General features: G+C 72.4%; 14 protein-coding genes. 11 read left to right on the top strand and 3 right to left on the bottom strand.

Features of this window, described 5'->3' with window-relative positions; translation table 11 throughout:
• Positions 1-2: 2 nt before the first annotated feature.
• The gene (locus IEZ25_RS09765) at positions 3-905 is read right to left on the bottom strand and encodes a GNAT family N-acetyltransferase (protein ID WP_191199190.1); all 903 of its coding nucleotides are present in this window, start codon (positions 903-905) and stop codon (positions 3-5) included.
• A 93-nt stretch (positions 906-998) separates the two neighbouring features.
• Here IEZ25_RS09765 and IEZ25_RS09760 point away from each other — a divergent pair, with 93 nt between their 5' ends.
• The 3 genes from IEZ25_RS09760 to IEZ25_RS09750 all read left to right on the top strand — a co-directional run bounded on the left by IEZ25_RS09760 (position 999) and on the right by IEZ25_RS09750 (position 4,074).
• Positions 999-3,041: an NAD(+) synthase gene (locus tag IEZ25_RS09760; RefSeq protein WP_191199189.1), complete on the top strand. Its 2,043-nt coding sequence runs from the start codon at positions 999-1,001 to the stop codon at positions 3,039-3,041.
• A 223-nt stretch (positions 3,042-3,264) separates the two neighbouring features.
• Entirely contained in the window at positions 3,265-3,648 is a 384-nt protein-coding gene (locus tag IEZ25_RS09755) for a hypothetical protein (RefSeq protein WP_191199188.1), read from the top strand.
• A gap of 48 nt (positions 3,649-3,696) precedes the next feature.
• The gene (locus tag IEZ25_RS09750; RefSeq protein WP_191199187.1) at positions 3,697-4,074 is read left to right on the top strand and encodes a hypothetical protein; all 378 of its coding nucleotides are present in this window, start codon (positions 3,697-3,699) and stop codon (positions 4,072-4,074) included.
• 30 nt (positions 4,075-4,104) lie between these two features.
• Here the strand turns inward: IEZ25_RS09750 and IEZ25_RS09745 are convergent, their stop codons facing one another.
• Both IEZ25_RS09745 and IEZ25_RS09740 read right to left on the bottom strand, forming a co-directional pair.
• Positions 4,105-5,406 (bottom strand): sensor histidine kinase, encoded by a 1,302-nt coding sequence (locus IEZ25_RS09745; RefSeq protein ID WP_191199186.1) that lies wholly within the window; start codon positions 5,404-5,406, stop codon positions 4,105-4,107.
• 1 nt (position 5,407) lies between these two features.
• On the bottom strand, positions 5,408-6,100 hold the full coding sequence (locus IEZ25_RS09740; RefSeq protein ID WP_191199185.1) for a response regulator transcription factor: 693 nt from the start codon (positions 6,098-6,100) through the stop codon (positions 5,408-5,410).
• A 102-nt stretch (positions 6,101-6,202) separates the two neighbouring features.
• Here IEZ25_RS09740 and IEZ25_RS09735 point away from each other — a divergent pair, with 102 nt between their 5' ends.
• The 8 genes from IEZ25_RS09735 (at position 6,203) to IEZ25_RS09700 (ending at position 14,695) form a co-directional block, all read left to right on the top strand.
• Positions 6,203-6,640, top strand: a complete 438-nt coding sequence (locus tag IEZ25_RS09735) for a hypothetical protein (protein WP_191199184.1) — start codon at positions 6,203-6,205, stop codon at positions 6,638-6,640.
• A 93-nt stretch (positions 6,641-6,733) separates the two neighbouring features.
• On the top strand, positions 6,734-7,339 hold the full coding sequence (locus IEZ25_RS09730) for a hypothetical protein (RefSeq protein WP_191199183.1): 606 nt from the start codon (positions 6,734-6,736) through the stop codon (positions 7,337-7,339).
• Positions 7,340-7,418: 79 nt separating this feature from the next.
• On the top strand, positions 7,419-8,036 hold the full coding sequence (locus IEZ25_RS09725) for a hypothetical protein (protein WP_191199182.1): 618 nt from the start codon (positions 7,419-7,421) through the stop codon (positions 8,034-8,036).
• Between the two features lie 88 nt (positions 8,037-8,124).
• Positions 8,125-9,471: a glutamine synthetase family protein gene (locus IEZ25_RS09720; RefSeq protein ID WP_191199181.1), complete on the top strand. Its 1,347-nt coding sequence runs from the start codon at positions 8,125-8,127 to the stop codon at positions 9,469-9,471.
• Positions 9,472-9,477: 6 nt separating this feature from the next.
• Complete coding sequence (locus IEZ25_RS09715; protein ID WP_191199180.1) at positions 9,478-10,239, top strand: type 1 glutamine amidotransferase; 762 nt, start codon at positions 9,478-9,480, stop codon at positions 10,237-10,239.
• Positions 10,236-13,232 (top strand): bifunctional [glutamine synthetase] adenylyltransferase/[glutamine synthetase]-adenylyl-L-tyrosine phosphorylase, encoded by a 2,997-nt coding sequence (locus IEZ25_RS09710; RefSeq protein ID WP_191199179.1) that lies wholly within the window; start codon positions 10,236-10,238, stop codon positions 13,230-13,232. Before IEZ25_RS09715 ends, IEZ25_RS09710 begins: the two co-directional genes overlap by 4 nt.
• A gap of 43 nt (positions 13,233-13,275) precedes the next feature.
• Positions 13,276-13,923, top strand: a complete 648-nt coding sequence (locus IEZ25_RS09705; protein WP_224748689.1) for a SatD family protein — start codon at positions 13,276-13,278, stop codon at positions 13,921-13,923.
• Positions 13,924-13,957: 34 nt separating this feature from the next.
• Positions 13,958-14,695: a hypothetical protein gene (locus tag IEZ25_RS09700; protein WP_191199178.1), complete on the top strand. Its 738-nt coding sequence runs from the start codon at positions 13,958-13,960 to the stop codon at positions 14,693-14,695.
• The last annotated feature ends 88 nt before the right edge of the window (positions 14,696-14,783 follow it).

Raw genomic sequence — 14,783 nt, 5'->3', positions numbered from 1 at the left:
CGCTAGTCCAGCGGGAGGTCGCGCGCCACCATCGTGCTGCGACGGGTGGTGGCGTAGCCGAGGCGCTCGTTGAGCGTGCGCATCGCGTGGTTGCCGTCCTGGGTCCAGGTGTAGACCTCGGTGATCCCGTGCTCGGCGGCCCACGCGAGGGTGCGCTGCTTGAGATGGATCGCGAGGCCGCGGCCGCGCCAGTCGCGGCGTACTGCGGTGAGCGCGTTCTCCGCGCGGTGCGGGACGTCGGCCTCGGTGACCAGGCCGGCGCAGCCGACGACCCGGCCGTCGTGGACGGCCAGGAACATCGGGTCGCCCAGCCAGGAGGTGGCCCACCGCTCAGGGGTGACGTCGAGGGCGGTCGAGAGCGCGAAGTCGCTCGTCGCCTCCCTGCCGAACCGCTCGTAGGACGCCTCCCACAGCCCGGGCCGGTCCGCGGCGAGCACCACCTCGACGTGCTCGGGCGCGTCCTGGACGTGCGGGGAGGCGGTGACGGAGAAGGTCTGCTCGATCTCGTGGTCGATGTCCTCGAACCCGCTGGCGTGGGCGAACGCCAGCGACCCGTCGTCGTCGACCGTCGCGCGGACGCGCGGCAGGCCGAGGTCCTCGAGGTGCGCGGCGAGCCGGCGCAGGAGCGCGGTGCCGGTCCCGCGGCGGCGATGGTCCGGCAGCACCCGCGGCGCCAGGGACCCGGTCGCCGCCGAGTCCGACCGGTCGGCGAGCCCCGAGCCGACGAGCACACCGTCCGCGCGGGCAAGCAGCATCAGCCGGGTCTCCTTCTCGTCCTGCCGGCGCAGGTCCTCCACCGAGGGACAGAGCTCGTAGGGGACGACGGCGATCCGGACGGACCGCCACGCCTCGTAGTCGGCGTCGGTGACGCACGGGCTGATGTCGAGTGCCGGAGGGAGGGGCATGGAGGCACCGTAGACCCGCAGGTGACGACGGATCCCGACGCTCGGTGCGCTCGCGCCTCATCCACCGGGTGGGGCGTTCCCTAGAGTGAGCGCGTGGACTTCTACTCCGCCTACGCGCAGGGCTTCGCCCGCGTCGCGGCCGTCACCCTGCCGGTGCACCTCGCCGACCCGGCGGCCAACGCCGCGGCGGTCATCGAGCAGGCGAGCGCCTGCCACGACGAGGGTGTCGCGGTCGCGGTGTTTCCCGAGCTCTGCCTGACGGGTTACTCCGTCGACGACCTCTTCCTCCAGGACACGCTGCTCGCGTCGGTCGAGGAGGCGATCGCGGAGATCGTGGCCGCGAGCGCCGACCTGATGACCGCGCTGGTCGTCGGGGCGCCGGTCGTGCAGGGCAACCGCGTCTACAACTGCGCGGTCGTCGTGCACCGCGGGTCGATCCTCGGCGTCGCGCCGAAGTCGTACCTGCCCAACTACCGCGAGTTCTACGAGCGCCGCTGGTTCGCGCCGGGCGACGACCGCGAGCTCGAGTGGGTCAGCATCGCCGGGCAGGACGTCCGCTTCGGACCCGACCTCGTCTTCCGCTGCCTCGACGTGCCCGGCCTCGACCTCCACGTCGAGGTCTGCGAGGACATGTGGGTGCCCGTCCCGCCCAGCGCGGAGGCCGCCCTCGCCGGCGCCACCGTGCTGGCCAACCTCAGCGGGTCGCCGATCACCGTCGCGCGCGCCGAGGACCGTCGGCTGCTCGTCCGCAGTGCCAGCGCTCGGTGCGCGGCGGCGTACGTCTATGCGGCTGCGGGCCAGGGCGAGTCGACCACCGACCTCAGCTGGGACGGCCAGACGCTCGTCTACGAGTGCGGCGACCTGCTCGACGAGGGGGAGCGGTTCCCCGACGGGCCGCGGCGCACGATCGCCGACGTCGACCTCGACCGGCTGCGCCAGGAGCGGATCCGGCAGGGCTCCTTCGACGACAACCGGCGCACCCACCACGAGCGCGTGCACCGCTTCCGCACCGTCGAGTGGGAGCTCGAGCCGCCCACCGGCGACATCGGCCTGCTGCGCAAGGTCGACCGCTACCCGTTCGTGCCCGACGACCCCGAGCGGCTCGCGCTCGACTGCTACGAGGCCTACAACATCCAGGTCTCCGGCCTCGAGCGACGCATCGCCGCGATCGGCTCGCCGAAGGCGGTCATCGGCGTCAGCGGCGGGCTCGACTCCACCCATGCGCTGATCGTCGCGTGCAAGGCGATGGACCGGCTCGGCCGGCCGCGCAGCGACGTGCTGGCGTTCACGATGCCCGGGTTCGCGACCGGCGCGACCTCGAAGTCGTACGCGACCCGCCTCTCGCAGGCGCTCGGCGTCACCTTCGAGGAGCTCGACATCCGCCCGGCCGCCGAGCAGATGCTGAAGGACATGGGCCACCCCTACGCGGACGGCGAGAAGGTCTACGACGTCACCTTCGAGAACGTCCAGGCCGGCCTGCGCTACGACTACCTCTTCCGGCTGGCCAACCAGCGCGGGGGCATCGTCGTCGGCACCGGCGACCTGTCCGAGCTGGCGCTGGGCTGGTGCACCTACGGCGTGGGCGACCAGATGTCGCACTACAACGTCAACGCCGGGGTGCCCAAGACCCTCGTGCAGCACCTGATCCGCTGGGTGATCAGCCACGGCGAGTTCAGCGACGAGGTCGGCGAGGTGCTCGGCGAGATCCTCCAGCAGGAGATCACCCCGGAGCTGATCCCGATCGAGGAGGGCGTCAAGCCGCAGGCGACCGAGGACTCGGTGGGCCCCTACAACCTGCAGGACTTCACGCTCGCCCACGTCGTGCGCCACGGCTACCGACCGCGCAAGATCGCCTTCCTCGCCTGGCACGCGTGGAAGGACGTCGAGGCAGGGGAGTGGCCGCCCGGCTTCCCGGCCGACGCGCGGGTGGCGTACTCGCTCGAGGACATCCGGTCCTGGCTCGAGGTCTTCGTGAAGCGCTTCTTCGCCAACCAGTTCAAGCGCTCGGCCCTCCCCAACGCGCCCAAGGTGAGCGCGAGCGGGACGATGAGCCCGCGCGGCGACTGGCGGATGCCCAGCGACGCCCGCGGGACGGCCTGGCTGGCCGAGATCGAGCGGGACGTGCCGGCCTCCTGACGGCTTTGCGCCCGAGTCTCCCGCTCTGCACCCCAGATCTCGTATGACAAGCGGGGTGGTCACCGGATATCCGGTGACTCCAGGTGGCGGAGCCGCTCGCACCCCGACCAGCCGGGACAGCTGCTTAGCGCTGCCTTAACGACTGGCTGGAGCGGGGTTAGCCCCGCGTCGAGCAACCTCCTGGTCATGGCGTCACCCCGACGTCGGACCACGAGGAGGAACAGTGCAGAAGAAGGCAGTCATCGGCGCCGGCGCCGCGGCGGCGGTCCTGGTCGGACTCGGCGGCTGGTGGGCCGTCGACGCCGCGGTCGAGGACCAGACGACCGAGCGCGGCACCTGCGGTGGCGCGACGTGGGAGCTCAGCGCCGAGGCGGAGGACGGCGGCACCGAGGTCGGTGCCGAGCTGCAGTCCAGCGGCCCCGGTGAGGAGTGGCAGGTCGAGCTGACCCGCGACGGCTCCGTGCTCCTCGACGGCACCCGCACCACCGACGAGGACGGCGAGATCGACCTCGACGCCTTCAGCTCGGGCAACCCGGGCGACGCGACGTACGCCGTCACCTTCACCCCGCCGGAGGGCGAGCCCTGCACGGGCACCCTCGGCTCCTGATCGCACGACTTCCCCACACCAGCGAAGAAACCCACAGAGGAGACCCCCGTGAAGAAGCTCATCGCCAGCACCGCCCTGCTCGCCACCGCCGCAGCCGGCACGACCGTCCTGGTCGCCGCCCCCGCCAACGCCGACGTGGAGAAGCGCGGCACCTGCGCCGGAGCGACGTTCGAGCTCAACGTCGACCGGGAGCGCGGCGGCTACGACGTCGACGCCGACGTCGAGGGCGCCCGCGCGTTCAGCGAGTGGAAGGTCGCGATCCGTCACAACGGCAAGCTGGCCGTCTCGCGCACCGTCAAGGCCGACGACGAGGGCGAGCTGGACCTCGACGCCTTCCGCAAGAACACCCGTGGCAAGGACACCTTCAAGCTCACCGTGACGCCGGCCGGCAGCAGCGCCTGCTCGGTGAAGGTCACCGTCGCCTGAGCGAGACCCGCACACCGGCTGGAGCCCGGGTCAGACCGTCCGCAACGTGACGGCGACCCGGGCTCCTCCCATGTCCGAGGCACCCGTGGTCACCTCGCCGCCGGAGTCCTCGGCCGTGCGCGCGGCGATCGAGAGGCCCAGCCCGGTCGACCCGTTGCCGCTGGCCCCGCGGCCGGTGGCGTCCAGCCCCGGAGGCAGGCCCGGCCCGGCATCCTCGACCACGAGCTCGACGCGGTGCTCGTCGGCGCTCAGCGTGAGGCGTACGGCGGCGTCGTCGGGCGTGTAGGAGAAGACGTTGTCGAGCAGCACGTCGACCATCGCCTCGAGGTCGGCGCGGCTGGCCCGCAGCAGCGGCCCGGAGGTCGCGAGGTCCATCACGTAGGAGCGGCCCTGGTCCTCGGCCAGCGCCTCCCAGTGCCGGACCCGCTCGGCGATCACCGCGACCGCGTCGGTCCGCGGGTCGAGGCCCTCGCGCTCGGAGCGCCGGGCCTCCCGGACGATCTCGTCGACGGTGGCCTGCAGGTGGTCGAGGTCGCTGCCGAGCCGCTCGCGGAGGTCGTCGTCGGCGACGGTCTCCACCCGCAGCCGCAGTGCCGTCACCGGCGTGCGGAGGCGGTGGGACAGGTCCGCGACGCTCTCGCGCTCGCGGGCGAGCAGCAGCTGGATCCGACCGACGAGGCGGTCCACCGCGCCGGCCAGCTCCTGCACCTCCGGAGGCCCCTCGACGGCGGCGACCGGACCGATCGTGCCGGTGCTGCCGAGCGTCTGGGTGTGCTCGGCGAGCTGGCGGATCGGCTGCACGAAGGAGCGACCGAGCCGGTCGACCACGACCAGCGAGCCGACGAGCAGAGCCAGCCCCAGCCCCGCGAGCAGCGCCCAGGCCGCCCCCACGACCGAGTCGATGCCGGGCTCGTCGACCAGCACCCGGATGACCGGGGTCGCCGAGGGGAGGGCGGAGTTGCCACCCCGGGAGACCGGCACCAGGATCTGGGACCCGCCACCCACGTCGTCGACGCGGGCGCGGCCGGTGTTGCGGGCGTCGAGGACCCGCCAGTCCTCACCGGGGTCGGGGCCGACGGGCACGCCGTCGGGATAGAGCACGGTCACGCGGGTGTGGCTGTCCTCGGCGTTCAGCTTGGCGACGTACTGCCCGACCGAGCCCTTGTCGTCGTAGCGGGCGACCACGGTCTCGACCGCCTGCACCTCGAGCGCGCCGCGGGCGAGACGGTCCTCCAGCGCATAGCTGCGCACGAGGATGGCCATCGGGATGAGCATCGCCAGCAGCACCATCGAGATCGCCGCGCCGGCGGTGACCAGCAGGCTGCGACGCACCTCAGTCGTCGCTCTCGGGAGCCGTGAGGCGTACGCCGACACCTCGCACCGTCGTCAGGTAGCGCGGTGCCGCGGCGGTCTCGCCGAGCTTGCGGCGCAGCCAGGACAGGTGGACGTCGACGGTCTTGTCGGAGCCGCCCCAGGGCTGGCGCCAGACCTCGACCAGCAGGTCGCGCTTGGTGACCACCTCGCCGGGTCGCTCCGCGAGGTGGGCGAGCAGGTCGAACTCACGCGGCGTGAGCTCGACCTCGGCGCCGTCGAGGTGGACCCGGCGACCGGACAGGTCGACCGAGAGCCCACCCACGGTCAGGGTGGTGGGGCGCTCGCGACCGGAGGCGGTGCGCCGCAGCACCGCACGCACCCGGGCGTCGAGCTGGGCGCTGGTGAACGGCTTGACCACATAGTCGTCGGCACCGGCGTCGAGCGCACCCACGAGCGACGGGTCGTCGGCGCGGGCGCTCGCGATGATCACCGGCACCGCGCTGACCCCGCGCAGCATCGACAGGACCTGGGTGCCGTCGACGTCGGGCAGGCCGAGGTCGAGCACGACCAGGTCGGGGGAGGAGTCGATGGCGAGCTGCAGCCCACCCATCCCGGTCGGCGCCGACGTCACCGTGTGCCCGCACTCGCGCATGCCGCGGACCAGCAACGGCCGGATCCGGTCGTCGTCCTCGATGATCAGCACCTCAGCCACGCGGTGACCGTACCGTCCCGGCGCGCACCTCCAGCACGCCTTAGCCGTCCCTTAACCACCGCCTGGCCTCGCGCTGAGCCGGCACCCGGCACGATGGGGTCCGTGAGACGTCGCATCCTGCTGCTCGGCCTGTGGGCCGCCACCACGGCCGTGGCCGTGCTGGTCGGCGTGCTGGCGGTGTCGACGGTCGGCGCGACGATCCGCGACCGTGGACCGGTCGGTGACGAGGTGCTGCGCAACGCACCGGCCGACCCGTCGTCGGTCCCGTCGCCCGACGGTCCGGCGGTCAGCGACGCGATCACCGGCGAGTGGGGTGCGTTCGACGTCGAGTGCCGCGGCACCTGGGCCTACGGCACCGGCGTCCGCCCCGACCGCGCCGCGGGGTGGCGCGTCGTCAGCTGGGAGAAGGGACCCGACGACGACGTGGACGCGGTCTTCAGCGACGGTCGCAACTCCGTCGACCTCGAGGTCTTCTGCAACCAGGGGCGGCCGACCCTGGCCGAGCTCGAGCGCAACACGCTGGGTGGCGACGACGACTGAGGTCGAGAGCCTGGATCTCCGCGCAACGCGTGCGGGTGTCCCGTGCGTCTACCGGTGGTAGGACGGACACACCTTCACAGGAAGACTCACACGATGCCCTCACGCCTGATCTCGGGAGCCCTGCTCGCCACCCTCCTCGTCCCGACCGGCGCACCGGCGCTGGCTGCCCCGGCGCCCGCCGCTGGAAGGGCCGCTGCGACCACCACGCTGACCGTCCATGCCGCCGGGTGCGAGGGGTGCGAGATCACCGCGCACTCGGCCCTGACCTCTGACGACGACGACGTCTGGCAGTCGAAGGAGGTCGAGGTCGTCGACGGCGAGGCGACGTTCCGGGTGCCGACCGACCGCACGGCCGGGCTGTCGCTGAGCCTCACGGCGCCCTGGGAGCGCCGCCTCGGCTACGTCACGGTCGTCGCGATGCGTTACGCAGGGACCCGCCCCGGCGACACCGTCGGCTACCGGGACGCGCGCACCGAGCGTCGGGCCAGCGCCTGCTGGGGTGGCACCACCGAGCAGTCCTTCGACATGACGATCCGCACCCGCAAGGTCCGAGTCGACGGGGTGGCTCCCGGCAAGGTGCCCGGCACCCTCGCCTGGGCGCGTACGACGCCCGAGTGGCTGGCACCGATGCGCCGTGTCTTCAACGGCGTGATGGGCGAGCAGGACATCGACTTCTGCGAGCCCCCGGCCGAGGGATGAGGACACCGCGGAAGCAGATGCAACCCTCCCGGGCGGAGGTGCGTCCAGGCAGTGACAGATCACCTACGGGGAGAGAGACATGAACTTCCGCAGCACCACCGTCCTGGCCAGGTCGGTCCTGACCGCCGCCGTCCTCACGGCCGCGCTCGTGCCGGCCGCCGCCACCGCCACGCCTGACCGGTCCGCCGACCGGCCCGGCGGCGCCCAGCGGACCACGCTGACCTTCACCGTCGACGACTGCGAGGGCTGCCAGATCCAGCTCGCCAACGCGCTCCAGACCCGCCACACCGACGTGAGGCTCTGGTCGTCGAAGACCAAGAAGGTCCGCGACGGCCAGGTCCGCTTCACCGTCGCCACCGCCAAGACCTGGGGCCTGTCCGTCACCGTCCGCGCGCCGTGGGAGGGCCAGACCGGCTACCTCACCACCGTCGCGTGGCGCTACAACGGCATGCTGCAGGGCGACCCGGTCACCCTGCAGGAGGCCGTGACGAAGAAGAGGGCCTCGGCCTGCTGGGAGGGGGTGCGTAGCCGCACGGTCACCGTCCCCCTCGTGGTCGAGGAGGTCGAGGTCGACGGTGTGCACGGCCGCGTCCCGGGCAGCATCGCGTTCGTCCCCGAGACCCAGAGCTGGCTGCACCCGATGCGCGAGGTGCGAGACGGCGTCCTCGGCTCGCAGGACGTCAACATCTGCCACTGAGCCCGGACGACCCGCGTCGAGCGGGCGGGCGGCCCGCACCGGGTGGTCACGTGCGGCTCCGGCCCCACGTGACCCCTAGGCTGATGCCATGGGCAAGCAAGAGGACTTCGTACTCCGTGCGCTCGAGGAGCGTGACGTCCGGTTCGTGCGGCTGTGGTTCACCGACGTGCTCGGCTTCCTCAAGAGCGTGAGCGTGGCGCCGGCGGAGCTCGAGAACGCCTTCGAGGAGGGCATCGGCTTCGACGGCTCGGCGATCGAGGGCTTCGCCCGCGTCTACGAGTCCGACATGCTGGCGCACCCCGATGCCGCCACGTTCCAGATCCTGCCGTGGCGCGGTGGCGACGACGGTGGTCCGGCGACGGCGCGCATGTTCTGCGACATCGGGATGCCCGACGGCAGCCCGTCGTACGCCGACCCGCGCCACGTCCTCAAGCGGACGCTCGGCGCCGCTGCCGACAAGGGGTTCACCTTCTACACGCACCCCGAGATCGAGTTCTACCTGTTCAAGGACATGCCCGGGAAGGGCGACGAGCCCCAGCCGGTCGACCGCAGCGGGTTCTTCGACCACACCGCCCAGTCGCGCGGTGCCGACTTCCGGCGCGAGGCGATCACGATGCTGGAGGCAATGGGCATCTCGGTGGAGTTCAGCCACCACGAGGGCGGTCCGGGCCAGCAGGAGATCGACCTCCGCTACGCCGACGCGCTCACCACGGCCGACAACATCATGACCTTCCGCACCGTCATCCGTGAGGTCGCGCTCGGCCAGGACATCTGGGCCTCCTTCATGCCCAAGCCGTTCACCACGCACCCGGGCTCGGGCATGCACACCCACGTCTCGCTCTTCGAGGGCGACCGCAACGCCTTCTTCGAGGCCGGTGCCGAGTACCAGCTCTCGAAGACCGGCCGGCAGTTCATCGCCGGCATCCTGCGCCACGCCAGCGAGATCAGCGTGGTGACCAACCAGTGGGTCAACTCCTACAAGCGCCTCCTCGGCGGTGGCGAGGCGCCGTCGGGCGTGTGCTGGGGTCACAACAACCGCTCGGCGATGGTCCGGGTGCCGATGTACAAGCCCAACAAGGGCCAGTCCACCCGCGTCGAGCTGCGCACGATAGACGCCGCGTGCAACCCCTACCTCGCCTTCGCCGTGGTGCTCGCGGCCGGCATGAAGGGCATCGAGGAGGGCTACGAGCTGCCGCGCGAGGCCGAGGACGACGTCTGGTCGCTCACCGAGCGCGAGCGCCGGGCGCTGGGCATCACCCCGCTGCCGCGCAGCCTGTGGGACGCGATCGGGATCGCCGAGGACTCCGAGCTCCTGGCCGAGACCCTGGGCGAGCACGTCTTCGACTTCTTCCTGCGCAACAAGCGCGCCGAGTGGGAGGAGTACCGCGGGCAGGTCTCCGCGTTCGAGCGCGACCGCATGCTCCCGGTCCTCTGACCCACGATGAATCCTGCCGCCTCCGACCACGCCGTCGGCGTGGCGAGCCCGCGCGTGCTGGCCGTCGAGCACGAGGAGTCGTGCCCGCCGGCACTGGTCGGGGAGTGGCTGACCGGGGCGGGCTGCACGCTCGAGGTCTGCCGGCCCTACGCGGGTGACGCACTGCCCGCCCTGACGTCGTACGACGGCGTGCTGGTGCTGGGCGGCGAGATGGGCGCCGACGACGACCACCTGCACCCGTGGCTGTCGCCGCTGAAGGCGGGCATCCGGGACGCGGTCGCCGTCGGCACACCGCTGCTCGGCATCTGCCTGGGCCACCAGCTGGTCGCCACCGCGCTCGGCGGGGTCGTCGGGCGCAACCCGCTCGGGCGCACCGTCGGTCTGCAACCGCTCGGCTGGAGCGACGACGCAGCGACCGACGAGCTCTTCGGCGTCTGCTCCGGCGACGAGCGCGCGATCCACTGGAACGACGACGTCGTGGTGGAGCTGCCCGACGGCGCCGTGGTGCTGGCGCGCACCCCGGGCGGCGAGGTGCAGGTCGCCCGGTTCGCACCACGCGTCTGGGGCGTCCAGTCCCACCCGGAGGCTGACGCCGCGATCATCGAGCGCTGGCTCGCGACCGAGCGCGAGGACGAGACCTTCGACCCGCAGGCGGTCCTGACCTCGATCGAGGCGGCCACGGCCGCGCTGACGTCGTGGTGGCAACCGGTGGCCACGCGGTTCGCCGCCCTGGTGGCAGACGATGCGGGGAAGGAGCCGTCGCCATGACGTCGTCGGGCTCCTACGTGCGCATCGGGTTCGTCGACGGCGCTGCGGCCGCTCGGGGCATCGAGAGGCTCGGTGCCGCAGGCAGGCCGTTGACCGACAAGCTCGCCGCGACCGCCGACCCGGACGCCGCCCTCGACGGCCTGCTGCGTCTCGTCGAGGCGCTCGACGAGGCGGCGGGGCCGGACGCGGGGGCCGCGATGCTGGCCGAGGTCGCCGACGACGAGGGCACCGCGATGCGGCTGTGCAGCGTCCTGGGGGCGAGCGCCGCGCTGACCCACCACCTGGTCCGGCACCCCGACCACTGGCGCGAGCTCACCGACCCGACCCTCGGCAGCACCCGCGCTGCGGCGTACGCCGTCCGCGAGGCGATGCTGACTGCGGTCGGTGCCGACCCGCAGGCACCGGGGCCGGTCGCCGGCCTCCCCGACGCGGAGGCGGTCGACGCCCTGCGCGTGGAGTACCGCCGGATCCTGCTCCGGCTCGCCGCTCGCGACCTCGCGCACCACGTCAGCCTCGACGACGCCGCGGCGGAGATCTCCGACCTCGCGGCCGCGACCCTCGAGGGAGCCCTGGCGATCGCGCGCGCCCGCGTCGGGGAGGCAGCCCACGCCGCCCGCCTCGCCGTGATCGCGATGGGCAAGTGCGGTGGGCACGAGCTCAACTACATCTCCGACGTCGACGTGGTCTACGTCTTCGAGCCCGGTGTGCTCGACTCGGGGGAGCCCGCCGACGACGGGCTGGCGCTGCGCACCGCCACGCAGCTCGCCTCGCACCTGATGCGGATCTGCTCCGACCACACCCGCGAGGGCACGATCTGGCCGGTCGACGCCAACCTGCGTCCGGAGGGCAGCCAGGGCCCGCTGGTCCGCACCCTCGCCAGCCACCGCGGCTACTACGAGAAGTGGGCCAAGACCTGGGAGTTCCAGGCCCTGCTGAAGGCACGACCGGTCGCCGGCGACCTCGAGCTCGGCCGGGCCTACGTCGAGATGGTCGAGCCGATGGTGTGGAGCGTCGCCGAGCGCGACGGCTTCGTCTCCGACGTCCAGGCCATGCGCCGCCGGGTGATCGACCACATCCCGGCCCACGAGGCCGAGCGCCAGCTGAAGCTCGGCTCGGGCGGCCTGCGCGACGTCGAGTTCGCCGTCCAGCTGCTCCAGCTCGTGCACGGCCGCGCCGACGCGTCGCTGCGGGAGGGCGCCACCCTGAGCGCGCTGGCCCGGCTGACGGAGGGCGGCTACGTCGGTCGCGACGACGGCGAGAAGCTCCACGAGGCCTACACGTTCCTCCGCACGCTCGAGCACCGGATGCAGCTGCACCAGCTCCGGCGTACGCACGTGGTGCCCGACGACGCGGCATCCCTGCGTCGCCTCGGCCGGTCGCTGGGCCACCTGTCCGAACCGGCCGCGGCGCTCGACAAGGAGTGGCGCTACCACCGTCGCGAGGTGCGCCGGCTCCACGAGAAGCTCTTCTACCGCCCGCTCCTCGGTGCCGTCGCCAGGCTCCCCGGCACGGAGGCGCGACTCTCGCTGGAGGCCGCCGAGGCACGCCTGTCCGCGCTCGGGTACGCCGATCCCAGGGCGGCGCTGCGCCACCTCGAGGCGCTGACCAGCGGGATCTCGCGCACCTCCGACATCCAGCGCACCCTGCTGCCGGTGCTGCTGGAGTGGTTCGCCGACTCGCCCGACCCCGACGCCGGCCTGTTCGGCTTCCGCCGGCTCAGCGAGAGCCTGGGCCGCTCCCCGTGGTACCTCACGATGCTCCGCGACGAGGGCGAGGTGGCACAGCGGCTGGCCTACCTCCTCGGCACCTCCCGCTACGCCACCGACCTCCTCGAGCGCGAGCCGCGCGGCGTGAAGATGCTCGGGGAGTCGCTGGTGCCGCTGAGCGCGGAGGCCGCGCTCGCCGAGATGCAGGCGCTCGCCGAGCGCGCCGACTCCGCGGAGTCGGCGGTCGGCGCGGTGCGTGCCGTACGCCGGCGCGAGCTGCTGCGGATCGCCTGCGGTGACCTGGTGGCCGGGACCGACGTGGCGCTGGTGGGGCAAGGTCTGAGCCGGCTCACCGACGCCACCCTGCAGGCCACGCTCGACATCGCGACGGAGTCGGTGCGCCGCCAGCGCGGGCTCGACGCGCCCGCCAGCCGGATCGCGGTGGTCGCGATGGGTCGCTACGGCGGCTTCGAGCTGTCCTACGGCAGTGACGCCGACGTGATGTTCGTCCACGAGCCGGTCGAGGGCGCCGAGGCGCAGGCGGCGTCCTCGTTCGCGCAGGCCGTGGTCTCCGAGCTCCGTCGGCTGCTGTCGCTGCCCGCCAGCGACCCGCCGCTCGAGGTCGACGCGGACCTCCGGCCCGAGGGGAAGAACGGGCCGATGGTGCGCACGCTGGAGTCGTTCGCCGCCTACTACGCCAAGTGGTCGCACGTGTGGGAGTTCCAGGCCCTGCTGCGCGCCGACGCGGTGGTCGGCGACGAGGACCTGCGTCGTCGGTTCACCGCACTGATCGACCCGCTCCGCTTCCCCGCCGACGGCATCTCGGAGCGCGACGTCGTGGAGGTGCGCCGCATCAAGGCGCGGGTCGACGACGAGCGCCTTCCACGTGGAGCCGACCGGCACACCCACCTCAAGCTGGGCCGAGGAGGGCTCGCCGACGTCGAGTGGACCGTGCAGCTGCTCCAGATGCGTCACGCGGGACGCGTCGAGGCGCTCCGGACGCCCCAGACCCTGCCGGCCCTCGAGGCCGCAGCCGGAGCCGGGCTGGTCGCCGGGGCGGACGCGGAGACACTGGCCGAGGCCTGGCGGCTGGTGAGCCGGGTCCGCAACGCGGTGACGCTGGTGCGCGGCAGGCCCTCGGACCAGCTGCCCCGCGACGCCCGCGAGCGCGCAGCGGTGGCGCGGGTGCTGGGCTATCCGCAGGGCTCCTCGGACGAGATGGTCAACGACTACCTCCGCACCACGCGACGCGCCCACGCGGTGGTGGAGCACGTCTTCTGGGAATGAAGGAGATGTGTTCATCTCGGCCAGAAGAAGGTATGATCTTCATATGGACGATATGAAGCAAGAGGCTTCATTCACCGTGATCGGTGACCTGGTCGGCTCCCGTCGGAGCAGGGACCGCACGCACGTGCACGCGCTGTTCGCGCGAGCCGTCGACGACGTCAACGCGACCTACGCGCCCACGGTGCCGCTGCGCATCGGCACCGGCGACGAGTTCCAGGGGATCTTCGCCACTCTCGGCACGGCGATGGCCGCGACCCTGCGGCTGCGCCTGTCGCTGCTGCCCGAGGTCGACGTCCGGCAGGGCATCGGACGGGGACGGGTGCAGGTGCTGTCCGAGGAACCCCGGGTCGAGGACGGGCCCGGGTGGTGGGCGGCACGATCCGCGATCGAGACGGTCGAGGCCTACGGACGGAAGGCGTCGATGCGTGCGGTGCGCACGGCGTACGTCGCCGCCGAGGGCGAGCAGGGACCCGACGCTGCCGCGGTCAACGCGGCACTGATGACGCGGGACCAGATCGTGAGCGGCATGTCGGAGCGGTCGATGTCGGTGCTGGATGGTCTGCTGAGGGGACGGCAGCAGCACGAGATCGCCGACGAGCTGGGCATCAGTCCGTCGGCGGTGTCGCAGAGGATCCGTGCCGACGGCATCGGAGTCCTGCTGGCTGCAGACGAGCTGGTGCGCGACCTGTGACAGTCGGCGAGAGGATCGTGGGAGGAGGCAGGGGATGAGCTGGCTCGCGATGCTGCTGATCGGCCTGGCAGCCACTGACCTGACCCACTCGGCGCGCAAGGTGAAGGTGCTGCCGCAGGTCGTGGGAGCGCTGGTGGCGCTCACCGTCGGCCTGCTCGTCGGGATGACGACCGGCCGCGACGTGGTCGCGCTGTTCGTCATCGCCGCGGTCGTGCTCGTGTGGGGGTTCGCGGTCACGTGGGGCTTCGGTCATCCCGCCCAGGCGGCCGCATGGCTGCCGCTCGGTCTCTTCGTGCTGGCGCTGGTCGCCGCGATCGCGTGCTCCGGCCTGGCGCCCGAGGCGTCCGGACCCCTGGTCCGGTGGCTCGACTCGGTCTCGCTGCCGGTGCTGGACGGTCTCCCGGCCGACCGGTTCCTGCTCCTGCTCGGGGCGTTCGGGATCCAGCTCTCGACGGGCAACGTGCTCGTGCGGCTGGTCCTCAAGTCCACCGGCACCATCAACCCCCGCAGGGACGGTGGGATGCCGCCGACCCAGCTCAAGGGCGGCCGACTCCTCGGACCGCTGGAGCGGGTCTTCATCCTCGCCCTCGCGCTCGGCGGCCAGGTGACCGCGGCCAGCGTGGTGGTCGCGGCCAAGGGCCTGCTGCGCTTCCCGGAGCTCTCCTCGCGCCACGAGCAGCAGACCGTGCACGAGATGACCGAGTACTTCCTGCTCGGCTCCTTCATGTCCTGGCTCGTCGCCCTCGGCTCCTACGTGCTGCTGCTGGGCTGACGTGCGGTCCACGACGCCGCCGATGTCCACGTGATGAACAGACTTCCGGATGCTGGCGCCGAGGCCCGTGGTGCTGGTGTGATTCCGT

It is taken from the genome of Nocardioides hwasunensis (assembly GCF_014779665.1).
GTDB lineage: Bacteria > Actinomycetota > Actinomycetes > Propionibacteriales > Nocardioidaceae > Nocardioides > Nocardioides hwasunensis.
The sequence above is the reverse complement of the archived record's forward strand: the minus strand, read 5'-3'. Positions and strand labels throughout refer to the sequence as shown.

Excerpts from the sequence above, each read along its gene's own strand:
- IEZ25_RS09730 (WP_191199183.1), top strand. The coding sequence starts at position 6,734 with ATGCCCTCACGCCTGATCTCGGGAGCCCTGCTCGCCACCCTCCTCGTC.
- IEZ25_RS09765 (WP_191199190.1), bottom strand. The coding sequence starts at position 905 with ATGCCCCTCCCTCCGGCACTCGACATCAGCCCGTGCGTCACCGACGCC.
- IEZ25_RS09725 (WP_191199182.1), top strand. The coding sequence starts at position 7,419 with ATGAACTTCCGCAGCACCACCGTCCTGGCCAGGTCGGTCCTGACCGCC.
- IEZ25_RS09700 (WP_191199178.1), top strand. The coding sequence starts at position 13,958 with ATGAGCTGGCTCGCGATGCTGCTGATCGGCCTGGCAGCCACTGACCTG.
- IEZ25_RS09705 (WP_224748689.1), top strand. The coding sequence starts at position 13,276 with ATGGACGATATGAAGCAAGAGGCTTCATTCACCGTGATCGGTGACCTG.
- IEZ25_RS09715 (WP_191199180.1), top strand. The coding sequence starts at position 9,478 with ATGAATCCTGCCGCCTCCGACCACGCCGTCGGCGTGGCGAGCCCGCGC.
- IEZ25_RS09720 (WP_191199181.1), top strand. The coding sequence starts at position 8,125 with ATGGGCAAGCAAGAGGACTTCGTACTCCGTGCGCTCGAGGAGCGTGAC.
- IEZ25_RS09710 (WP_191199179.1), top strand. The coding sequence starts at position 10,236 with ATGACGTCGTCGGGCTCCTACGTGCGCATCGGGTTCGTCGACGGCGCT.